The organism is Pseudomonas sp. ES1 (assembly GCF_050586605.1).
In the GTDB taxonomy this organism is placed as follows: domain Bacteria; phylum Pseudomonadota; class Gammaproteobacteria; order Pseudomonadales; family Pseudomonadaceae; genus Aquipseudomonas; species Aquipseudomonas sichuanensis.
This window is the reverse complement of the sequence record NZ_JBOBDM010000031.1, coordinates 25,801-45,778: the sequence shown is the minus strand read 5'-3', so window position 1 is coordinate 45,778 and position 19,978 is coordinate 25,801. Positions and strand designations below refer to the sequence as shown.

Below are 19,978 nucleotides of genomic sequence, written 5' to 3'. Positions count from 1 at the left end.
GCCCGATGAGCAGAACGCTCTTCTGGGGGCTCGCTGCCTATTAGCAGGGCACAGTTCCTTTTAGCGATACGCCTCCACCGGCACACACGAACAGAACAGATTCCTGTCCCCATACACATTGTCGACCCGGTTCACCGCCGGCCAGTATTTATGCTGGCGCGCGTGAGCGCTGGGGGCGATGCCCTGCTCGATGCTGTAGGGCCGGTTCCACGGCGCCAACACATCGGCCAGGGTGTGCGGGGCATGCTTGAGCGGGTTGTCCTCGGCCGGCCAGTTGCCGTCCTGCACCTGCGCGATCTCGGCGCGTATCGCCAGCATCGCTTCGACAAACCGGTCCAGCTCGGCCTTCGACTCACTCTCGGTAGGTTCGACCATCAAGGTGCCCGGCACCGGGAACGACATGGTCGGGGCATGGAAGCCATAGTCCATCAGGCGTTTGGCCACGTCCTCCTCGCTGATGCCAGTCAGCGCCTTGAGCGGGCGCAGGTCGAGGATGCACTCGTGGGCCACCCGCTGGTTGCGCCCGCTGTAGAGCACCGGGAAGGCATCGCGCAACTGACTGACCAGGTAGTTGGCCGACAGGATCGCCACCTCACTGGCATCGGCCAGCTGTGGCCCCATCATGGCGATGTACATCCAGCTGATCGGCAGAATGCTGGCGCTGCCCCACGGCGCGGCACTCACCGCCGTGTTGTTCGGGTCCAGCCCGGGCACCGGCACGACAGGGTGGCTGGCAACGAACGGCTTGAGGTGCGCACGGATGCCGATCGGCCCCATGCCCGGGCCACCTCCGCCATGGGGGATACAGAAGGTCTTGTGCAGGTTCATGTGCGAGACGTCGGCACCGATGTCGGCCGGGCGCGCCAGCCCCACCTGGGCGTTGAGGTTGGCGCCATCCATGTACACCTGGCCGCCGTGCTGGTGGATCACCTCGCAGATCTCGCGGATGCCCTCCTCGTACACGCCATGGGTCGAGGGGTAGGTGATCATCAGGCAGGACAGCCGTTCGCCAGCGGCCTGGGCCTTGGCCTTGAGGTCGTCGAGGTCGACGTTGCCCTGCTCGTCGCACTCGACGATCACCACCTCCATGCCGGCCATCTGCGCCGACGCCGGGTTGGTGCCGTGGGCCGAGGACGGAATCAGGCACAGAGTGCGCCTGGGTTGGTGACGGCTCTGGTGGTAGCGGGTGATCGCCATCAGCCCCGCGTACTCGCCCTGAGCGCCGGAGTTGGGCTGCATGCAGATGGCGTCGAAACCGGTGATGGCGCACAACCAGCTTTCCAGCTCGTCGATCATCGCCTTGTAGCCCAGCACCTGGGCGGCCGGGGCGAACGGGTGCGGCAGGGCGAACTCGGGCCAGGTGATCGGGATCATCTCGCTGGTGGCGTTGAGTTTCATGGTGCAGGAGCCCAGCGGAATCATCGACTGGTTGAGCGCCAGGTCCTTGTTCTCCAGCTGCTTGAGGTAGCGCAGCATCTCGGTTTCGCTGTGGTGCAGGTTGAACACCGGGTGCTGCAGGATCGGCGTGCGCCGCACCAGGGCGCCGGGGATGCCCTCGGGCAGGGCTTGCTGGTCCAGGGTGGCGATGTCCAGGCCGTGGTCGACGCCGAGGAAGATGTCGAACAGCTTGAGCACCGTGGCTTCGTCGCAGGTTTCGTCCAGGCTCAGGCCCAGATGCCCACGGCCAAGGATGCGCAGGTTGATGCGGGCAGCCTCGGCGCTTTCGATGATCGCCGCCTGGGTGCCGCCGACGTCCAGCGTGAGGGTGTCGAAGAAGTGCTGGTTGAGGCGCTTGATGCCTTTGCTTTGCAGCCCGGCGGCAAGAATGAAGGTCAGCCGGTGCACCCGCTGGGCGATGCGTTGCAGGCCCTCGGGGCCGTGGTAGACGGCGTAGCAGCTGGCAATGTTGGCCAGCAGCACCTGCGCGGTGCAGATGTTGGAGTTGGCCTTCTCGCGACGGATGTGCTGCTCGCGGGTTTGCAGGGCCATACGCAGCGCAGTGTTGCCGCGGGCATCGCGGGACACCCCGATGATGCGCCCGGGCATGGCCCGCTTGTAGTCGTCACGGCAGGCGAAATAGGCCGCGTGAGGGCCACCGAAGCCCATGGGCACGCCAAACCGCTGGGTGGACCCGAGCACCACGTCGGCGCCCAGTTCGCCGGGCGGGGTGAGCACCACCAGGCTGAGGATATCCGCCGCGACGCAGGCCAGGGCCTGTTGGCCGTGCAACTGGTCGATCAGCGGGCGCAGGTCTCGCACTTCGCCGTGGGTGTCGGGGTATTGCAGCAAGGCGCCGAACACCTGGTGGCTGGCGAGGTTATCCACAGAGTCGATGATCAGGTCGAAGCCGAAGCCTTCAGCGCGGGTCTTGAGCACCGACAGGGTTTGCGGATGGCAATGCTCGTCGGCGAAGAACGCGTTGCTCTTGCTGCGCGCCACGCGCTTGGCCAGGGCCATGGCCTCGGCGGCGGCAGTGGCCTCGTCCAGCAGCGAGGCGTTGGCCAGGGCCAGGCCGGTGAGGTCGATGACCATCTGCTGGTAGTTCAGCAGCGCTTCCAGGCGCCCCTGGGCGATCTCGGGCTGGTAGGGCGTGTAGGCGGTGTACCAACCCGGGTTCTCCAGCACGTTGCGCAGGATGACGGTGGGGGTGACGGTGGCGTGGTAGCCCATGCCGATCAGGCTGGTCCACAGCTGGTTCTGCGCGGCATAGCCGGCGAGCTTGGCCAGGGCGGCCTGTTCATCGAGGGCCGGCGGCAGGTCGAGCGGGCGGTTGAAACGGATGCCGGGCGGCACGGTCTGCTCGATCAGTTCGCCGCGGCTGGCGACGCCAAGGGCATCGAGCATGGCCTGCTGCTCCTGGGCATCGGGCCCCAGGTGGCGACTCAGGAATGAGTTGGGTACTTGCAGTTGATGCAGGGACGGCGACTGGGACATGGCGACGATCTCTTCCTGGACCAGTTCTCATGGAGACTTACAAGTCTAGGAAGGGATCGGCGATGTTGCGGGAAAACTTGCGCTTGCAGTGCCAGGGCCATCGCGGGGCAAGCCCGCTCCCACGCCAGGTCGAGGACACCACCCAATCCTTGGGAGTATCCAGATTGTGGGAGCGGCGGTACGCCGGTGCGACTTGCCCCGCGATAGGGCCCTCAGGCTTACTCGCCGATGGCAGCCTTGTAGCCAGCAGCATCCAGCAGCTTGTCCAGCTCGGCCGGGTTGCTTGGCTTGAGCTTGAAGATCCAGGACGCGTATGGCTCTTCGTTGAGCAGCTCCGGGCTGTCGGCCAGCTCTTCGTTGACCGCGATCACTTCGCCAGCGATCGGGGCGTAGATATCGGAGGCAGCCTTCACCGACTCGACCACGCCGGCAGCGTCGCCTGCGGCGAACACCTTGCCGACTTCGGCCAGCTCGACGAACACCACGTCACCCAGGGCTTGCTGGGCATGGTCACTGATACCAACGGTCACTGTGCCGTCGGCTTCCAGGCGGGCCCATTCATGGCTATCGGCAAAACGCAGGTCGGCGGGGATTTGGCTCATAGTCTTGTATTCCTCGATTGGGTCAGCGGTTGGCCCGCCGTTTAATTAGTCAGATCAGGATCTTGCCGTGGCGCACGAAGGTCGGTTTGACCACCCGCACCGGGTACCACTTGCCGCGGATCTCCACCTCGGCGCGTTCGCCAGTAGCAATGGGCACGCGGGCCAGGGCAATGGACTTGCTCAGCGTAGGAGAGAAACTACCACTGGTGATCTCCCCTTCGCCAATCCCGGATACACGGACCACCTGGTGGGCGCGCAGCACGCCGCGCTCCTCCAGCACCAGGCCGACCAGCTTTTCCTGCACACCTTGCTCGATTTCCGCCAGCAGGCCGGCCCGGCCGATGAATTCGCGGCTGGCCGGCTCCCAGGCAACACTCCAGCCCAGGTTGGAGGTCAGCGGGGTGTGGGCTTCGTCGATGTCCTGGCCATAGAGGTTCATGCCGGCCTCCAGGCGCAGGGTGTCGCGGGCACCCAGGCCGCTCGGGGCAATGCCGGCACCGACCAGGTCGTTGAAGAACGCCGGGGCCTGCGCGCCGGGCAGGATGATCTCCAGGCCGTCTTCGCCGGTGTAGCCGGTGCGGGCAATGAACCAGTCACCTTCGGCAACGCCTTCGAACGGGCGCAGCTCGCGGATCAGGGCCGCGCGTGCGGGGCTGAGCAGGGCTGCGACCTTCTCGCGGGCTTGCGGGCCCTGGATGGCGAGGATCGCCAGTTCCGGGCGCAGCTTGAAATTGATGGCAAAACCGGCGCTGTGCGCCTGCAGCCAGGCCTGCACCTTGTCGCGGGTGGCCGCGTTGGCCACCAGGCGATAGCCGTCCTCGGTGCGGTAGGCGATCAGGTCGTCGATCACCCCGCCGTCGGCGTTCAGCAGCGGGCTGTAGAGGGCCTTGCCGGGGGCGTCGAGGCGGGTCACGTCATTGGCCAGCAGATGTTGCAGCCAAGGGGTGGCGGCACAGCCATCGATGTCGATGACGGTCATGTGGGAGACATCGAAGACCCCGCAGTCACTGCGCACCTGATGGTGCTCCTCGACTTGCGAGCCGTAGTGCAGGGGCATGTCCCAACCGCCAAAATCGACCGTCTTGGCGCCGAGCGCCAGGTGCAGGTCATACAGAGGCGTACGCTGTCCCATGGGTTTCTCCTTCCGGGCGTGGCGAGGCGGCGGCAGTCGGCGATGTTCAGTCATCACCTGTTCTTGTAGGAGCCGCCGCTGCGAATGCCGCGCATTGTAGCCGCAAGCTGTCGGCCTGACACCTTTAGCGCGGTTGCCCCGGACGATGGGCCGAGCGGCGGATCAAACCGATGACCGGCAGCAGGCCGACCAGCACCAGACTCAGCGCCGGCAACGAGGCGCGCGCCCATTCGCCCTCGCTGGTCATCTCGAACACCCGCACGGCCAGGGTGTCCCAGCCGAACGGGCGCATCAGCAGGGTTGCCGGCATTTCCTTGAGCACGTCGACGAACACCAGCAACGCAGCGCTCATGGCACCCGGCACCAGCAACGGCAGATACACCTTGAAAAACAATCTCGGCCCGGCGACCCCAAGGCTGCGGGAAGCCTCCGGCAACGACGGGCGGATGCGCTCCAGGCTGCTTTCCAGCGGGCCGTAGGCGACAGCGATGAAGCGCACCAGGTAGGCCAGCAGCAACGCCGACAGGCTGCCCAGCAGCAGCGGCTTGCCCGCCCCACCCAGCCATTGCGAAAACGGAATCACCAATTGATTGTCGAGGTAACTGAACGCCAGCATGATCGACACCGCCAGCACCGAGCCCGGCAAGGCATAGCCCAGGTTCGCCAGGCCGACCCCGGCGCGGATGCCGGTGGTCGGCGCCTGGCGCCGGGCAAAGGCCAGCAGCAAGGCGGCGCAGACGGTGATCAGCGCCGCCATGCCACCCAGGTAGAGGGTATGCAGCACCAGCCCGAGATAACGTTCGTCGAGGTCATGCCGGCCCCGCTGCCAGCACCACACCAGCAGTTGCAGCAGCGGGATGACGAAGGCGCAGGCGAACACCAGCAGGCACCAGCTGCTGGCGGCGAACGCCTTGATGCCCCGCAGGTGGTAGAGCGCCTGCCCCCGTGGCCGTTCGTTGCCGCTGCGGCTGGCGCCGCGTGAACGCCGCTCGCCGTACAGCACCAGCATTACGGCCAGCAGCAGCAGGCTGGCCAGCTGCGCCGCGCTGGACAGGCTGAAGAAGCCGTACCAGGTCTTGTAGATGGCAGTGGTGAAGGTGTCGAAGTTGAACACCGACACCGCGCCGAAATCGGCCAGTGTCTCCATCAGCGCCAGGGCGATACCCGCACCGATGGCCGGCCGCGCCATGGGCAATGCCACCCGCCAGAACGCCTGCAACGGCGACAACCCCAGCACCCGCGCTGCCTCCATCAGGCCCTTGCCCTGGGCCATAAACGCGGTGCGCGCCAGCAGGTAGACGTAGGGGTAGAACACCAGCACCAGCACGGTGATCACCCCGCCGGTGGAGCGCACCCGGGGCAGGCGCATCGGCCCGAAGACTTCGCGCAGGGCACTCTGCACGGGGCCGGCGAAATCCAGCAGGCCGACGAACACGAACGCCAGGACATAGGCCGGGATGGCGAATGGCAGCATCAACGCCCAATCCAGCCAACGCCGCCCGGGGAATTCGCAGAGGCTGGTGAGCCACGCCAGGCTCACGCCCACCACGGTCACGCCGACACCGACGCCCAGCACCAGGGTCAAGGTGTTGCCCAGCAGGCGGCTCATCTGGGTGTCGAGCAGGTGCGACCAGATCTGCAGGTCGACCGTCTGCCAGGACAGCAGCAGGACGCTCAGCGGCAGCAGGACCAGCGCGGCGATGAGAAGGACCGGGGGGTACCAGCGGCGTTGGGGGGCGTGGGGCAAGGCGGGGATCTCGGTTACGGATTGCGACCGCTGCGCGGTCGTTCGCGGCTAAAGCCGCTCCCACAGGGATCGCGCAAACCTTGCTGGCAGCACAAAACCTGTGGGAGCGGCTTTAGCCGCGAAGGGGGCCTTGAAGGCCCCGCAAGGATAAGCGCTGAAACTCAGTTCCAGCCAGCCCGATCCATCAAGCGAATAGCCTCGGCCTGGCGCTTGCCGGCCACTTCCACCGGAATGCTGTCAGCCTTGAAGCTGCCCCAGGCCGCCACTTCTTCCGAAGGCTTCACCTTCGGGTTGGCCGGGAACTCCTGGTTGATGTCGGCGAACAGTTTCTGCGCTTCCTCGCCGGTCATCCACTCCACCAGCTTCTTCGCCGCTTCCGGGTGCGGTGCATGCTTGGTCAGGCCGATACCCGACAGGTTGACGTGCACGCCACGGTCGCCCTGGTTGGGCCAGAACAGCTTCACTGGCAGGTCAGGTTTCTCTTTGTGCAGGCGGCCGTAGTAGTAGGTGTTGACGATGCCCACGTCGCACTGGCCGGCAGCGATGGCATTGAGCAATGCGGTGTCGTCGGAGAACACGTCGGTGGACAGGTTGTTGACCCAGCCTTTGACCAGTTTTTCGGTTTCAGCCTCGCCGTGGTTCTGGATCAGCGTGGCGGTCAGCGACTGGTTGTAGACCTTCTTCGCCGTACGCAGGCACAGGCGGCCTTCCCACTGCTTGTCGGCCAGGGCTTCGTAGGTGCTCAGCTCCGAAGGTTTGACGCGCTCGGTGGAGTAGACGATGGTCCGCGCACGCAGGCTCAGGCCAGTCCAGTCGTGGGACGAAGCGCGGTATTGCGCGGGGATGTTCTTGTCGATGATGTCCGACTTGATCGGCTGCAGGATGCCCATCTGCTCGGCCTGCCAGAGGTTGCCGGCATCGACGGTGAGCAGCAGGTCGGCCACGCCGTTCTGGCCCTCGGCCTTGATGCGCTGCATCAGCGGCGCTTCTTTATCGGTGATGAACTTGACCTTGACGCCGGTCTTGGCGGTGTAGGCGTCGAACACCGGCTTGATCAGCTCGTCGATGCGCGAGGAGTACACCACCACTTCGTCCGCTGCCTGGGCGGTGCCGCCGAACAGCGTGAGGGCCAGGGCGGCCAGTAGGGGTTTGCGGGGCAACATGGGGGGCACTCCTCGCTGATATGAGAGGTGCGAATGGTAGTGAATCCCATTTTCTGGCTCACCTGCGGAGCAGTTACCAGATGTTGCAGAGGACTGCTTTGCAGTCCTTTCGCTGGCAAGCCAGCTCCCACAGTGACTTAAGGTGGTACCACCCGTGTGGGAGCCGGCTTGCCGGCGAAAGGGCTGCAAAGCAGCCCCGGCAATCTCAAGCCTTGGCCAGCTCCGGCAAGTCACCGCTAAGCCCCAGCGCCTGACGCACGAACATCGCCTTGGCCTCAGGCATCTGCTCCACCAGCTTCAAGCCGCTGTTACGCAACCAGCGCAACGGCAACGGGTTGGCCTGGAACAATCGCTCGAAGCCCTCCATCGCCGCCATCAGCGCCAGGTTGTGCGGCATGCGCCGGCGCTCGTAGCGGCTCAATACCTTCACATCAGCCAGACGCTCGCCACGCTCGGTGGCGCGCACCAGCTCCTCGGCCAGCACCGCGGCATCGAGGAAGCCCAGGTTGACCCCCTGCCCCGCCAGCGGGTGAATGGTGTGGGCGGCATCGCCGATCAACGCCAGGCCCTCCTCCACATAACGCTTGGCATGGCGCTGGCGCAGCGGTACACACACCCGCGGGTCCGCTTCCAGCACCTCGCCCAGACGCCCCTCGAAAGCCCGCTCCAGCGCCGTGCAGAACGCCGCGTCGTCCATTGCCATGGCCTGCTCGGCCTGCTCCGGGGTGGTCGACCAGACGATCGAGCACCAGTCCTGCTTGCCATCACGATCGAGCGGCAGGAAGGCCAGCGGGCCTTCGTCGGTGAACCGCTGCCAGGCCGTGGTGCGGTGCGCTTCGCTGCAACGCACGCTGGTGACGATGGCATGGTGCAGGTAATCCCACTCACGGGTTTCGCAACCGGCCAGGCGGCGCACCGCCGAATTGGCGCCGTCGGCGGCGATCACCAGCGGCGCTCGCAGCGTGCGGCCATCGGCGAGGGTCAGCAGCCACTCATCGCCCGAGCGGCGCAGCTGCTCCAGGCGAGCGTTGGCCAGCAGGCCGACGTCGCTGTCGTGCAGGCGCTCCAGCAGGCCATCCTGGATGACCCGGTTCTCGACAATGTGGCCGAGCACCTGGGCATGCACGCTAGCCGCCGAGAAGTGGATCTGCCCGGTGCCACTGCCATCCCAGACATGCATGTCCGAGTACGGCGAGACCCGCCGCCGGGCGATGCCGTCCCAGGCGCCAAGGCGCTCAAGGATGCGCTGGCTGGCCGCCGACAGCGCACTGACGCGCGGCTCGAACGGCGCATCGGCATCGAAAGGCTTGACCGACAGCGGGCCGCCATCGAGCAGGAGGATTTCCAGACCACTGTGGCGCAGGGCCAGGGCCAGGGCGCTGCCGACCATACCGGCACCGACAATCAACAGATCTGCGCGCATTTCCATGCCTTACGCCTGCCTCGCTTGCGGCTTGAGCCGCACATATAGGGTTTTGTCGACCCGCGCCACCAGCTCGCCGGCGCCATCGCGGATCTCCACCTGCAACCTGGGCAGGTATTTCTTGCCGCTGGCGGTCTGCTGGCGAATCTCGTCCAGCAGCGCGTCGTCGACGTGGAATTCGGCGTACACCGGGCCCTTGCCCGGCGAGATGAAATCGATGCTGGCGGCCTTGTCCCAGACGATGTATTCACGCCCCAGCTGCTCGATCAGCAGCAGCATGTAGAACGGGTCGACCATCGAGTACAGGCTGCCGCCGAACTGGGTACCGACGTAGTTGCGGTTCCACCGCGTCAGTTTCATGCGCACCTTGACGCTGCGCATGTCCGGGCTGATGGCCTGGACACGGATGCCGGCGCCCAGGTAGGGCGGGTAGCAGTTGAGCAGCCAGCGCAGCAGGCGGGCCTTGCGCGCGAGCTTGCGGGGATCGCTCATGGGCGGCCCCGCGGGTCAGGGCGGGTGCCGAGGCCCATGGCCTGGCGGGCGAACCAGCTTTTTGCCGGTGGCAACAGGTCGAGGCCCAGCAGGCCGAGGTTGCGCCCGGTGGTGATCAGTGGCTGGTTGCTGCCGAACACGCGGGTGACCTGGTCGGAGAAGCCGATGGTCAGCGCCTGGTCGAGCCGCTGGCGCTGCTGGTAGGCCTGCAAGGTGGCCAGGTCGCCCGGTTGTTGCGGACCGGCCAGCAGTGCGTCGGCCAGCGACTGCACGTCACGCAGCGACAGGTTGAAGCCCTGGCCGGCAATCGGGTGCAGGCTGTGGGCGGCGTTGCCGAGCACCACCAGGTGCGGGCGCACCTGCTCCTGGGCCTCGACCAGCGCCAGCGGGTACAGGTGCCGCGCGCCCACCTGGCGCAAGGCGCCGAGACGGTAGCCGAAGGCGTCCTGCAGTTCACGCAGGAAGCTGCGCTCGTCAAGCTCGGCCAGGCGTCGGGCGTCCATGCCCTGGCGGGTCCAGACCAGCGCACAGCGGTTTTCCGGCAACGGCAGCAACGCCATCGGGCCTTGCTCGGTAAAGCGCTCGAACGCCTGGCCGCGGTGAGCCTCGCCCGGGGAGATGTTGGCGATCAGCGCGCTCTGATCATAGGGCGTGCTGCGCACGTGGATGCCCAACTGTTCACGCAAGCCGGAACGGCCGCCGTCGGCCAGCACTGCCAGGTCGCACTCCAGCGAAGTGTCGTCGTCCAGTTGCAGGCGGTAGCCGCCGGCGATGGCCTGCATCGCCTTGACCTCGGCCGGGCAGCGCCAGCTCACCACCTCATTGTCGATGGCTTGCCACAGGCACTGGCCGAGCCAGGCGTTCTCGACCACGTAACCCAGCGCCGGCACGCCCTCTTCGAGCGCATCCAGGCGGGTGGCGCCAAAGCGGCCACGGTCGGACACCTGGATCTGGCTGATCGGCTCGGCGCGGCGGCTGATGGCCTGCCACAAGCCCAACTGCTCGTAGATCTGCCGGGTGCCGTAGGACAGCGCCGAGGAGCGCGCGTCGTAGCTGGGCTGGAAGCTGTCGCCCGGGGCGAACGGCTCGATCAGCAGGATTTTCCAGCCGCGGGCCTTGGCCCCGGCCTGGAGCGTGAGGGCAAGGCTGGCGCCAACCAGCCCGCCACCGATGATCGCCAGGTTGACCCGGCTCATGCCACAGCCTTGCGGGCATCGAGCATCAGCGCTTCGATCTCGGCGATGGTTCTCGGTACGCCCGAGGTGAGGATTTCACAACCTTGCCTGGTGACTACCACGTCGTCCTCGATCCTTACGCCGATGCCGCGCCATTTCTTCGCGACGTTCTGGTTGTCGGCGGCAATGTAGATGCCCGGCTCGACGGTCAGGGCCATGCCCGGTTCGAGCACGCGCCACTGGCCACCGACCTTGTATTCGCCCACGTCGTGCACATCCATGCCCAGCCAGTGCCCGGCGCGGTGCATGTAGAAGGCGCGGTAGGCCTCGCTGTCGATCAGCGCCTGCACCTCGCCCTTGAGCAGGCCCAGTTCCACCAGGCCCTCGGTGATCACCCGCACCGTGGCCTCGTGGGCATGGTTCCAGTGCTTGCCGGGGGCGATCACCGCGAAGGCCGCGGCCTGGGCCGCGAGCACCAGTTCGTAGATCGCCTTCTGCTCCGGCGAAAAACGCCCGCTGACCGGGAAGGTGCGGGTGATGTCGCTGGCGTAGCAGTCGATCTCGCAACCGGCGTCGATCAGCACCAGGTCACCGTCCTTGAGCGGCGCGTCGTTCTGCTGGTAATGCAGGATGCAGCTGTTGCGCCCGGCCGCGACGATCGAGCCGTAGGCTGGCATCTTCGCCCCACCCTTGCGGAACTCGTAGTCCAGCTCGGCTTCCAGGCTGTATTCGTGCAGCCCGGCGCGGCAGGCCTGCATGGCCCGCACATGGGCCCGCGCCGAAATCGCCGCGGCCTCGCGCATGACTTTCACTTCCGCCGCCGATTTATACAGGCGCATGTCGTGCAGCAGATGATCCAGGGCAACGAATTCGTTCGGTGGCTGCGCGCCCAGGCGGGCCTTGGAACGGATCACGTTGATCCAGTCCATCAGCCGGCGATCGAACTCGGGGTTGCTGCCCATGGCGCTGTAGACCCGCTCGCGGCCTTCGATCAGGCCAGGCAGGATCTCGTCGATATCGGTGATGGGGAAGGCATCGTCGGCACCGAAGTCGCGCATCGCACCGTCCTGGCCGGCGCGCAAGCCGTCCCACAGCTCGCGCTCAGGGTTGCGCTCGCGGCAGAACAGCACGTACTCGCCATGCTCGCGGCCGGGAATCAGGGCAATCACCGCCTCGGGCTCGGGGAAGCCGCTGAGGTACTGGAAGTCGCTGTCCTGGCGATAGACGTGCTCGACGTCGCGGTTGCGGATGGCAACGGCGGCGGCGGGCAGGATGGCGATGCTGTTGGGGACCATCTGCGCCATCAGCGCCTTGCGCCGACGGGCGTACTCCGCCTTGGGTATGTGGCTCATGGGCAAACGACCCCGAATCGATCAGTGCAGCGATGGCTTGGGCGCGGGCGCGGCCGGTGCGGCCAGCTCGGTGTACAGCAGCAGCGGCGCGACACGCAGGTACTCCATGACTTCCATGTAGTCGCTCTCGCCGTCCTCGGACTCTTCCAGGGCTTCCTGGACTTGCGAGATGGCTACCAGGTCCTGGAGCACTTCCTTGGCATCGGTGGACAGGTCCTTGCCGCCGGCGTTCAAACCGAAACCGGTGATGAAGCCCTGGCACCACTGGCCCAGCGCGGTGGCGCGGTCGCTCAGCGCGGCATCGTCGGAAGGCAGCAGCAGCACGATGGCGACGTCTTCGCCGGTCAGCTCGGCCTTGACCATCTCCTGCAGGCCGATCAGGGCGTTGCGAACCGTGTCGCCGGGTTCGGTTTCCAGCAGTTGGGCGGCGTCGGCCAGCCAGGCATCGGCATCGAAACCGGCACCGGCGCAGCTGCGGCCGATCAGCAGGCCATGCAGCTCGGCCGGGGTGACAGGGTGGCCATTGCTGGACAGCAGCATGGCGAAGGCGATGTAGGGCGATTGGGTATTGGGCATGGGCAGCTAGGCGCCAGACGGCGCAATGACTAGAATGAAGGCCTTGTATCCTAGCACCGGCAGGCGCGCCAAGACCATCAGCACTGGCCGCGTGGCTACTGTGCGGGCATGATCGCAAGGTGAGTCGACGATGGAGCGAATCGAGTGCAACCCATGCAAGAGAACGACCTGCAAGCGCTGATGAGCCGGTTCGAGTCGCTGATCGAGCGGGTCGAGCAACTAAAACGGCAAAACGCACTCTTAGTAGCGCAGGAAAAAACCTGGCGCGAGGAGCGCGCCCACCTCATCGAAAAGAACGAGATCGCCAAGCGCAAGATCGAATCGATGATCCTGCGCCTCAAGGCCCTGGAGCAAGACTCATGAGTTCAAGCAATAGCGTCACCGTCCAGATCCTCGACAAGGAATACTCGATCATCTGCCCGCCCGAGGAGCGCAACAACCTGGTCGGCGCCGCCCGTTACCTCGACGGCAAGATGCGCGAGATCCGCAGCAGCGGCAAAGTGATCGGCGCCGACCGCATCGCGGTCATGGCCGCCCTGAACATCACCCACGAGCTGCTGCACCGCCAGGACCGACCGGAAGCGGCCAGCAGTGGCGGCACCACCCGCGAGCAGGTGCGCGACCTGCTGGAACGGGTCGATCAGGCGCTGTCCGACGATCCGGTTAGCAAAAACGATTGAGATTGGTATACTGGCGCCACTCCCTGGGGGATGCGCCAGTCGGTTATGTCCCTGAGCCGATACGCACAACCACGGGGGTTGCACGCTGGGGCCGGTGTGCATGTCCGCCCGACGGAAAGCCTTAACGCCCCCTGCAATCTCCACCTTGAACTTTCGGGTTCAAGGGCTACACCGATAGCGGTCTTGTCGGGGAGCCTGCATTCAGAACTGCCCGCCTCCAATGGCGGGCTTTTCGTTTCTTCAGGGATCGCCCGTGCCATGACCGACACCGCGCCGCTCACCCGCCCCCAGCTTCGTCGCCTGCTGCGCAATGCGCGCCGCGCCCTCACACCCGCCCAGCAAAGCCAGGCCGCCCTTGGCCTGTACCGCCAGCTGGCGCAGGATCCATTGTTCCGGCGCGCCCGCCACATTGCCCTGTACCTGCCCAACGACGGCGAGATCGACCCGCGCCTGCTGTTGCGCGAGGCCCACAAGCGCGGCAAGCGCGTCTACCTGCCGGTGCTGCACGCCTGGCCACGCACGCGCATGGTGTTCCAGCGCTTCGAGCAGGGCGAGAAACTAAGGCCTAATCGCTTCCGGATCTCGGAGCCGATGATCGAGCGCAAGCGCCAACGACCCGTCTGGGCGCTGGACCTGATCCTGCTGCCGCTGGTCGGTTTCGATGAAATGGGGGGGCGCCTGGGTATGGGCGGTGGCTTCTACGACCGCAGCCTGGCCTACCTGGGGCGGCGCAAGGCCTGGAAGAAGCCGTTGCTGCTGGGGCTGGCGCACGAATGCCAGAAGGTCGAACGCCTCGCTCAGGCCAGCTGGGATGTACCGCTGCGGGGGACGGTCTCGGACCGTGACAGGTACCTGGCGCCGAAGTAATAAGGCTCGAAAATGTGGATCAGCGCTGCTGTTGCGCCGGGTCGACCGGCATCTGCTGGCTGGCGGCGTCCAGCTTGCGTTCCCACAGGCCCTGCGCATAACCGGTAGTCACCACGCCCAGGCCGAAAATGAAGGCGAGGATCCAGAGCAGGTCCGGTTTACGTTGTTTCATCGAATGCCCCCCTAGGCAAACTGTCCGTGCTCGGCGCCTTTATGGGTGGCGGCCGGAGCGTCTGTCTTTAAAATCGGCGCATTTTCCGCCAACGTGAGCCCACACGCAAACGTTGACGCCAACCGGCTGTCGGTTTGATGCAACGAGTTATTTCAAACCCTTTCAGGAGCAGTATCCATGGCCTATTGGCTGATGAAATCCGAGCCCGACGAGCTCTCCATCGAAGGCTTGGCAAGGCTCGGCACCGCCCGCTGGGATGGGGTACGCAACTACCAGGCGCGCAACTTTCTGCGGGCCATGAGCGTCGGTGACGAGTTTTTCTTCTATCACTCCAGCTGCCCGCAACCCGGCGTGGCCGGTATTGCCCGGATCAGCGCCGCCGCCTACCCGGACCCGACCGCGCTGGACCCTGCCAGCCACTATCACGACCCCAAGGCCAGCGCCGACAAGAACCCCTGGAGCGCCGTGGACGTAGAGCATGTGCAGACCTTCCGCCAGGTACTCGGCCTGGGCCTGCTCAAACAGCAGGCCGCCCTCGAAGAACTGCCGCTGGTGCAGAAGGGCAGCCGCCTGTCGGTGATGCCGGTAACCGCGGCCCAGTGGGCGGCGATCATCGCCCTGGGCCGTTGATCACTGCACGATCAGGTTGTTGAACAGCAGGTCCTCGACGATCGGCTTGCCCTCTTCGGCTTCCATCACCTGCTGCACTTGCTTGAGCGCGTCCTGACGCAGTTTTTCCTTGGCTTCGACGTTGCTCATGTTGTCCACACCCTGCTGGGTGAACAGCGCCACCAGCTGGTTGCGGATCAGCGGCTCGTGGTGCTTGACCGCGGCGGCGGCGGCATCGCCGGTCACGCGCAGGGCAACGTCGGCCTTGAACACACGCAGCTTGGGGCTGCCGTCGAGGGCATAGTTGCCGACGAAGGGCGGGCTGAGGCTGATATAGCTCACCTTGGGCGCCCCTTCCTTGGCCTCCTCGGCCATCGCCGCGGCTGGCAGCATCAGGGCCAGCACCATCAAGATCCACGCTTTCACCAATTACGCTCCTCAATACAGTTGGCGCCAGCTTACCCAGCGCGCCGGGCAAACCCAAGCCCGGGCTTATGCCGGCACATCAGGGCGGGCCATGCTCGTTGACCCGCCAAACGGCCCTCCTACACTTATCGGCCACCACACGCAAAGGAATAGCCCTGATGAAAGCCTTGTTGTGCAAAGCCCTGGGCCCGGCGCGGGAGCTGGTTCTGGAAGAGGTCGCCAGCCCCGCGCCGAAGAAGAACGAGATCCTGCTCGAGGTGCATGCCGCCGGGGTCAACTTTCCCGACACCCTGATCATCGAAGGCAAGTACCAGTTCCAGCCGCCCCTGCCGTTCTCGCCCGGTGGTGAAGCGGCCGGCGTGGTTGCAGCGGTCGGCGAGAAGGCCGGCGCGTTCAAGGTCGGTGACCGGGTCATGGCCCTGACCGGCTGGGGTGCCTTCGCCGAGCAGGTGGCGGTGCCGTTCTACAACGTGTTGCCGATCCCTGCGGGCATGGACTTCACCACCGCCGCCGCCTTCGGCATGACCTACGGCACCTCGATGCACGCGCTGACCCAGCGCGGCCAGCTCAAGGCCGGCGAGACCCTGTTGGTGCTGGGCGCCTCGGGGGGCGTGGGCCTGGCTGCGGTGGAAATCGGCAAGGCCCTGGGTGCTCGGGTGATCGCTGCCGCCAGCAGCGCCGACAAGCTGGCGGTGGCCAAGGCAGCCGGGGCCGATGAACTGATCGACTACAGCCAGGCCAGCCTGAAGGACGAGATCAAGCGCCTGACCGGCGGCCAGGGGGTGGACGTGGTCTACGACCCGGTGGGCGGCGCGTTGTTCGACCAGGCCGTGCGCGGCTTGGCATGGAACGGGCGGCTGCTGGTGGTGGGCTTTGCCAGCGGCACGATCCCGCAGCTGCCGGTGAACCTGGCGCTGCTCAAGGGCGCGGCAGTGATCGGGGTGTTCTGGGGAGCGTTTGCTCAGCGCCAGCCGGAGGACAACGCGGCCAACTTCCGCCAGCTGTTTGCCTGGCATGCCGAGGGTAAGCTGAAGCCGTTGGTGTCGCAGACCTATGCGTTGGCTGAAGGGGGTGCGGCGATCGAGCGGCTGGCGCAGCGCCAGGCGGTGGGCAAGTTGGTGGTGGTGGCCCGATAGACCTCATCGCGGGGCAAGCCCGCTCCCACGCGCGGCAGCTCGATCTCGGCCCTTGGCGTGGGAGCGGGCTTGCCCCGCGATCAGACCTCACGCAGGTTATGGCAGCGCCTGAACCGCGCCTCCAGGTTGCGATCAGGCATCTGGTGGCTGCGCAGGGCATTGAGCGTCTGCTCCACATACTCGCGCGTGGTGCCATAGCGCCCTGTGGCGCTGGCGAGGATCTGGCTGAACAGGGTGTCTGGCAGGTTACCCGCGTAGCACGGCAGGTGCCTTTCCAGCACAAAACCCAGGGCCTGCACCTTGCTGCCGTCACCCAGGCGGCAACTGAGCCAGTGCGGGCGATAGGCCGGATAAGGCATCTCGCGTTGCCACAGGGCCATCAGCGAATCGTCCAGGTTGCTCTCGTCCAGGCGGTAGGCGAAACCGCTGCACGAACCGCCACGATCAAGGCCGAACACCAGCCCAGGGCATTCCGGGGTGCCGCGATGTTCGTGAGACCACAGGTAAAGGCCACGGTGATAACCATGCACCCGCGCCCGCTGGCGCTCGACCGAATTGCACTCAGGGCGCCAGATCAACGAGCCATAGGCGAACAGCCACACCGGGCCACCCGTGTGCTGGGCCATTGTTTGCTGCATCGAGTGCTGCAGTTGTTCGCGGGTCAATTGTTGCCCGAAATCGAGTGACGGGGGATATGAGATTTGCCAAGACAAACTTTCAAGTGTCGACATGAGCTGCCGCCATTATTCCCTGTGAACTACCGAAAAGCGGTGTGCGCTGCCTGTACCCATGCCTTCGCGGGGCAAGCCCGCTCCCACGAGGGCTTTGCGCTCAGGCCTGATGACAAGCTAAGACAAAACGTACCAGGCACTCAAGCCTGAATGCGAAGTTTCATTCTATCTTCCGCCGAACGGAAACAGATATTGCGAGTATAGCGAAAGTTATTTTCTGCAACGGCAAGAGTTACCGCTATATATCCGACTTTAAATAGGTTGGTTATTAAACATGGCACGCCCTTGCGGCGTGCCGTGCTCTTTCAACCGCGCGGCGCGTAGGCGAACACGTCGGCGCGCATGCGATGCGGGTCCATGCCGGCTTCTACCAGGGCATCGAGGGTGGCGTAGACCATGTTCGGTGAGCCACTGGCGTACACATGCACCTGGTTGAGATCGCCGATGTCTTCGCAGACCGCTTCGTGCAACAGGCCGCAACGCCCTTCCCAACCGCACAGGTCGCTGACCACCTTGTGCAGGAACAGGTTGGGCAGGCGCTCCCACTCGGCCCAGTGCTCGATCTGGTAGAAGTCCTCGGGCCGCCGCACGCCCCAGTACAGGTGCACCGGGTGCTTGAAGCCCTGGGCGCGGCAGTGCTCGACCAGGCTGTGCATCTGGCCCATGCCGGTACCGGCGGCAATCAGCACCAACGGGCCATCGGGCAGTTCGGCCAGATGCGCATCACCGAAGGGCAGCTCGATGCGCGCCAGGCCATTGCGTCGCAACTGCTCGATCAACTGCACGGCGCTGCTTTCGCGAGCCAGCACATGCAGCTCCAGCTCACGCCCGCCATGGGGCGCAGAGGCCAGCGAGAAAGCGGCCTTGTCCGCCCCTTCACGCTCGATCATCAGGTATTGCCCTGCGTGGTAACGCGGCGGCTTGCCAGCGGGTGCGCGCAGGCGCACGCGCCAGACATCGCCACCGACGTCGACGCACTCGCTGACGGTGCAGGCCAGTTTGCGCACCGGCAGCTCGCCCAGGGCCAGCACACCGTCCCACAGCAAGACACAGTCCTCCAGCGGCTCGGCGATGCAGGTGAACAGCTCACCGTGATCGCGAATGACGCCTTCCTGGCGGATACGCCCTTCCACCAACAGCGCGGCGCAGACATGGCAGTTGCCGTTACGGCAGCTGTTCGGGCAGTCGTAGCCCAGGCGCCGCGCCGCATCCAGAATCCTTTCGCCCGGTTCCACCGCCAGCACCGCGCCGGACGGCTGCAAGGTTACCTGCATCAATCTATTCCCAACTGATCCCACAGCTCATCGATACGGCGGGTGACGGCCTCGTCCTTGACGATGACCCGGCCCCATTCGCGTGTAGTCTCGCCCGGCCATTTGTGCGTGGCATCCAGGCCCATCTTCGACCCCAGCCCCGATACCGGCGACGCGAAGTCGAGGTAATCGATGGGGGTGTTGTCGATCATCACCGTATCACGCTTGGGGTCCATGCGCGTGGTGATGGCCCAGATCACATCGTTCCAGTCGCGGGCGTTGATATCGTCGTCGGTGACGATAACGAACTTGGTGTACATGAACTGTCGCAGGAACGACCAGACACCCAGCATTACGCGCTTGGCGTGGCCTGGGTACTGCTTTTTCATGGTCACCACCGCCATGCGGTACGAGCAGCCTTCGGGCGGCAGGTAGAAGTCGACGATCTCGGGGAACTGCTTCTGCAGAATCGGCACGAACACTTCGTTCAGCGCCACGCCGAGGATCGCCGGCTCATCAGGCGGGCGGCCGGTGTAGGTGCTGTGGTAGATCGGCTTTTGCCGATGGGTGATGCGCTCGACGGTGAACACCGGGAAGCTGTCCACCTCGTTGTAGTAACCGGTGTGGTCGCCGTACGGCCCTTCCGGGGCCATTTCGCCCGGGTGGATCACACCTTCAAGGATGATCTCGGCGGTGGCCGGCACCTGCAGGTCACTGCCACGGCATTTCACCAGCTCGGTGCGGTTACCGCGCAGCAGGCCGGCGAAGGCGTATTCGGACAGGGTGTCCGGGACCGGGGTCACGGCACCGAGGATAGTCGCCGGGTCCGCCCCCAGGGCCACGGCCACCGGGAAGGGTTGGCCAGGGTGCTTCTCGCACCACTCGCGGTAGTCGAGGGCACCGCCGCGGTGGCTCAGCCAGCGCATGATGACCTTGTTGCGGCCGATCACCTGCTGGCGATAGATACCCAGGTTCTGCCGGTCCTTGTTCGGGCCGCGGGTGACGGTCAGGCCCCAGGTGATCAGTGGCGCCACGTCGCCCGGCCAGCAGTGCTGGATCGGCAGTTGCCCGAGGTCGACGTCATCGCCCTCGACCACCACCTCCTGGCACACCGCGTCCTTGACCACCTTCGGCGCCATCGACACGACCTTCTTGAAGATCGGCAGTTTCGACCAGGCGTCCTTCAAGCCCTTCGGCGGCTCGGGCTCCTTGAGGAACGCCAGCAGCTTGCCGATTTCGCGCAGCTCGCTGACCGACTCGGCGCCCATGCCCATGGCCACGCGCTCGGGGGTGCCGAACAGGTTGCCCAGTACCGGGATGTCGAAACCGGTGGGTTTTTCGAACAGCAATGCCGGGCCCTTGGCGCGCAGGGTGCGGTCGCAGACTTCGGTCATTTCCAGGACAGGGGAGATGGGAACCTGGATGCGCTTGAGTTCACCGCGCTGTTCCAGGCCACGGATGAAGTCGCGCAAATCGCGATACTGCATGCAAGGGCCTCGTGTGGGGGC

Annotated in this window: 20 protein-coding genes and 1 other RNA gene; 6 read left to right on the top strand and 15 right to left on the bottom strand. The window is 65.6% G+C overall.

What is annotated here, in order from left to right; translation table 11 throughout:
• Positions 1 to 60 precede the first annotated feature (60 nt).
• The 10 genes from gcvP to ACQ4N9_RS14590 form a co-directional block, all read right to left on the bottom strand.
• Positions 61 to 2,934, bottom strand: coding sequence for an aminomethyl-transferring glycine dehydrogenase (gene gcvP / locus ACQ4N9_RS14635; RefSeq protein ID WP_390966391.1), 2,874 nt, complete (start codon positions 2,932 to 2,934; stop codon positions 61 to 63).
• A gap of 218 nt (positions 2,935 to 3,152) precedes the next feature.
• The gene (gcvH, locus tag ACQ4N9_RS14630) at positions 3,153 to 3,536 is read right to left on the bottom strand and encodes a glycine cleavage system protein GcvH (protein WP_390966393.1); all 384 of its coding nucleotides are present in this window, start codon (positions 3,534 to 3,536) and stop codon (positions 3,153 to 3,155) included.
• 49 nt (positions 3,537 to 3,585) lie between these two features.
• Complete coding sequence (gene gcvT / locus ACQ4N9_RS14625; protein ID WP_390966395.1) at positions 3,586 to 4,668, bottom strand: glycine cleavage system aminomethyltransferase GcvT; 1,083 nt, start codon at positions 4,666 to 4,668, stop codon at positions 3,586 to 3,588.
• Positions 4,669 to 4,792: 124 nt separating this feature from the next.
• Positions 4,793 to 6,415 carry an ABC transporter permease gene (locus ACQ4N9_RS14620; protein ID WP_390966397.1) on the bottom strand — a complete coding sequence of 541 codons (1,623 nt, stop codon included), beginning with the start codon at positions 6,413 to 6,415 and terminating at the stop codon, positions 4,793 to 4,795.
• A 161-nt stretch (positions 6,416 to 6,576) separates the two neighbouring features.
• Positions 6,577 to 7,578 carry an extracellular solute-binding protein gene (locus ACQ4N9_RS14615; RefSeq protein WP_125462178.1) on the bottom strand — a complete coding sequence of 334 codons (1,002 nt, stop codon included), beginning with the start codon at positions 7,576 to 7,578 and terminating at the stop codon, positions 6,577 to 6,579.
• Positions 7,579 to 7,783: 205 nt separating this feature from the next.
• Complete coding sequence (locus ACQ4N9_RS14610) at positions 7,784 to 9,001, bottom strand: 2-octaprenyl-3-methyl-6-methoxy-1,4-benzoquinol hydroxylase (RefSeq protein ID WP_390966496.1); 1,218 nt, start codon at positions 8,999 to 9,001, stop codon at positions 7,784 to 7,786.
• A gap of 9 nt (positions 9,002 to 9,010) precedes the next feature.
• Positions 9,011 to 9,493, bottom strand: a complete 483-nt coding sequence (locus tag ACQ4N9_RS14605) for a DUF4442 domain-containing protein (protein WP_110992150.1) — start codon at positions 9,491 to 9,493, stop codon at positions 9,011 to 9,013.
• On the bottom strand, positions 9,490 to 10,689 hold the full coding sequence (ubiH, locus tag ACQ4N9_RS14600; protein ID WP_390966400.1) for a 2-octaprenyl-6-methoxyphenyl hydroxylase: 1,200 nt from the start codon (positions 10,687 to 10,689) through the stop codon (positions 9,490 to 9,492). The genes ACQ4N9_RS14605 and ubiH overlap by 4 nt, the downstream gene beginning before the upstream one ends.
• Positions 10,686 to 12,020, bottom strand: coding sequence for a Xaa-Pro aminopeptidase (pepP, locus tag ACQ4N9_RS14595; protein ID WP_125462174.1), 1,335 nt, complete (start codon positions 12,018 to 12,020; stop codon positions 10,686 to 10,688). The genes ubiH and pepP overlap by 4 nt, the downstream gene beginning before the upstream one ends.
• A gap of 21 nt (positions 12,021 to 12,041) precedes the next feature.
• On the bottom strand, positions 12,042 to 12,596 hold the full coding sequence (locus ACQ4N9_RS14590; RefSeq protein WP_125462173.1) for a YecA family protein: 555 nt from the start codon (positions 12,594 to 12,596) through the stop codon (positions 12,042 to 12,044).
• A 153-nt stretch (positions 12,597 to 12,749) separates the two neighbouring features.
• Between ACQ4N9_RS14590 and ACQ4N9_RS14585 the strand changes: the two genes are divergently transcribed.
• The 4 genes from ACQ4N9_RS14585 (at position 12,750) to ACQ4N9_RS14570 (ending at position 14,143) form a co-directional block, all read left to right on the top strand.
• Complete coding sequence (locus ACQ4N9_RS14585; protein WP_110992146.1) at positions 12,750 to 12,959, top strand: TIGR02449 family protein; 210 nt, start codon at positions 12,750 to 12,752, stop codon at positions 12,957 to 12,959.
• On the top strand, positions 12,956 to 13,276 hold the full coding sequence (locus ACQ4N9_RS14580; protein ID WP_347149021.1) for a cell division protein ZapA: 321 nt from the start codon (positions 12,956 to 12,958) through the stop codon (positions 13,274 to 13,276). Before ACQ4N9_RS14585 ends, ACQ4N9_RS14580 begins: the two co-directional genes overlap by 4 nt.
• 17 nt (positions 13,277 to 13,293) lie before the next feature.
• A non-coding RNA gene (gene ssrS, locus ACQ4N9_RS14575) (6S RNA) lies at positions 13,294 to 13,473 on the top strand.
• A gap of 61 nt (positions 13,474 to 13,534) precedes the next feature.
• Positions 13,535 to 14,143 (top strand): 5-formyltetrahydrofolate cyclo-ligase, encoded by a 609-nt coding sequence (locus tag ACQ4N9_RS14570; RefSeq protein ID WP_390966403.1) that lies wholly within the window; start codon positions 13,535 to 13,537, stop codon positions 14,141 to 14,143.
• A 19-nt stretch (positions 14,144 to 14,162) separates the two neighbouring features.
• On the opposite strand, the gene ACQ4N9_RS14565 is transcribed toward ACQ4N9_RS14570, so the two are convergent.
• The gene (locus ACQ4N9_RS14565; protein WP_167409789.1) at positions 14,163 to 14,315 is read right to left on the bottom strand and encodes a hypothetical protein; all 153 of its coding nucleotides are present in this window, start codon (positions 14,313 to 14,315) and stop codon (positions 14,163 to 14,165) included.
• A 177-nt stretch (positions 14,316 to 14,492) separates the two neighbouring features.
• Between ACQ4N9_RS14565 and ACQ4N9_RS14560 the strand changes: the two genes are divergently transcribed.
• Positions 14,493 to 14,945, top strand: a complete 453-nt coding sequence (locus ACQ4N9_RS14560) for an EVE domain-containing protein (protein ID WP_390966405.1) — start codon at positions 14,493 to 14,495, stop codon at positions 14,943 to 14,945.
• Here ACQ4N9_RS14560 and ACQ4N9_RS14555 read toward each other — a convergent pair whose 3' ends face one another.
• Positions 14,946 to 15,350, bottom strand: coding sequence for a flagellar basal body-associated protein FliL (locus ACQ4N9_RS14555; protein ID WP_125462169.1), 405 nt, complete (start codon positions 15,348 to 15,350; stop codon positions 14,946 to 14,948).
• A 158-nt stretch (positions 15,351 to 15,508) separates the two neighbouring features.
• Here ACQ4N9_RS14555 and ACQ4N9_RS14550 point away from each other — a divergent pair, with 158 nt between their 5' ends.
• Positions 15,509 to 16,486: an NADPH:quinone oxidoreductase family protein gene (locus ACQ4N9_RS14550; protein ID WP_390966407.1), complete on the top strand. Its 978-nt coding sequence runs from the start codon at positions 15,509 to 15,511 to the stop codon at positions 16,484 to 16,486.
• 80 nt (positions 16,487 to 16,566) lie between these two features.
• Here the strand turns inward: ACQ4N9_RS14550 and ACQ4N9_RS14545 are convergent, their stop codons facing one another.
• From ACQ4N9_RS14545 to ubiD, 3 genes are all read right to left on the bottom strand, one after another.
• Positions 16,567 to 17,217 (bottom strand): gamma-glutamylcyclotransferase, encoded by a 651-nt coding sequence (locus ACQ4N9_RS14545; RefSeq protein WP_125462167.1) that lies wholly within the window; start codon positions 17,215 to 17,217, stop codon positions 16,567 to 16,569.
• A gap of 305 nt (positions 17,218 to 17,522) precedes the next feature.
• Complete coding sequence (locus ACQ4N9_RS14540; RefSeq protein ID WP_125462166.1) at positions 17,523 to 18,491, bottom strand: CDP-6-deoxy-delta-3,4-glucoseen reductase; 969 nt, start codon at positions 18,489 to 18,491, stop codon at positions 17,523 to 17,525.
• Positions 18,491 to 19,957: a 4-hydroxy-3-polyprenylbenzoate decarboxylase gene (gene ubiD / locus ACQ4N9_RS14535; RefSeq protein WP_110995705.1), complete on the bottom strand. Its 1,467-nt coding sequence runs from the start codon at positions 19,955 to 19,957 to the stop codon at positions 18,491 to 18,493. The genes ACQ4N9_RS14540 and ubiD overlap by 1 nt, the downstream gene beginning before the upstream one ends.
• Between the last annotated feature and the right edge of the window lie 21 nt (positions 19,958 to 19,978).

Excerpts from the sequence above, each read along its gene's own strand:
- ACQ4N9_RS14540 (WP_125462166.1), bottom strand. The coding sequence starts at position 18,491 with ATGCAGGTAACCTTGCAGCCGTCCGGCGCGGTGCTGGCGGTGGAACCG.
- gcvH (WP_390966393.1), bottom strand. The coding sequence starts at position 3,536 with ATGAGCCAAATCCCCGCCGACCTGCGTTTTGCCGATAGCCATGAATGG.
- ACQ4N9_RS14560 (WP_390966405.1), top strand. The coding sequence starts at position 14,493 with ATGGCCTATTGGCTGATGAAATCCGAGCCCGACGAGCTCTCCATCGAA.
- ubiD (WP_110995705.1), bottom strand. The coding sequence starts at position 19,957 with ATGCAGTATCGCGATTTGCGCGACTTCATCCGTGGCCTGGAACAGCGC.
- gcvT (WP_390966395.1), bottom strand. The coding sequence starts at position 4,668 with ATGGGACAGCGTACGCCTCTGTATGACCTGCACCTGGCGCTCGGCGCC.
- ubiH (WP_390966400.1), bottom strand. The coding sequence starts at position 10,689 with ATGAGCCGGGTCAACCTGGCGATCATCGGTGGCGGGCTGGTTGGCGCC.
- pepP (WP_125462174.1), bottom strand. The coding sequence starts at position 12,020 with ATGAGCCACATACCCAAGGCGGAGTACGCCCGTCGGCGCAAGGCGCTG.
- ACQ4N9_RS14545 (WP_125462167.1), bottom strand. The coding sequence starts at position 17,217 with ATGTCGACACTTGAAAGTTTGTCTTGGCAAATCTCATATCCCCCGTCA.
- ACQ4N9_RS14550 (WP_390966407.1), top strand. The coding sequence starts at position 15,509 with ATGAAAGCCTTGTTGTGCAAAGCCCTGGGCCCGGCGCGGGAGCTGGTT.
- ACQ4N9_RS14615 (WP_125462178.1), bottom strand. The coding sequence starts at position 7,578 with ATGTTGCCCCGCAAACCCCTACTGGCCGCCCTGGCCCTCACGCTGTTC.
- ACQ4N9_RS14605 (WP_110992150.1), bottom strand. The coding sequence starts at position 9,493 with ATGAGCGATCCCCGCAAGCTCGCGCGCAAGGCCCGCCTGCTGCGCTGG.
- gcvP (WP_390966391.1), bottom strand. The coding sequence starts at position 2,934 with ATGTCCCAGTCGCCGTCCCTGCATCAACTGCAAGTACCCAACTCATTC.
- ACQ4N9_RS14590 (WP_125462173.1), bottom strand. The coding sequence starts at position 12,596 with ATGCCCAATACCCAATCGCCCTACATCGCCTTCGCCATGCTGCTGTCC.
- ACQ4N9_RS14565 (WP_167409789.1), bottom strand. The coding sequence starts at position 14,315 with ATGAAACAACGTAAACCGGACCTGCTCTGGATCCTCGCCTTCATTTTC.
- ACQ4N9_RS14580 (WP_347149021.1), top strand. The coding sequence starts at position 12,956 with ATGAGTTCAAGCAATAGCGTCACCGTCCAGATCCTCGACAAGGAATAC.
- ACQ4N9_RS14610 (WP_390966496.1), bottom strand. The coding sequence starts at position 9,001 with ATGCGCGCAGATCTGTTGATTGTCGGTGCCGGTATGGTCGGCAGCGCC.
- ACQ4N9_RS14585 (WP_110992146.1), top strand. The coding sequence starts at position 12,750 with ATGCAAGAGAACGACCTGCAAGCGCTGATGAGCCGGTTCGAGTCGCTG.
- ACQ4N9_RS14570 (WP_390966403.1), top strand. The coding sequence starts at position 13,535 with ATGACCGACACCGCGCCGCTCACCCGCCCCCAGCTTCGTCGCCTGCTG.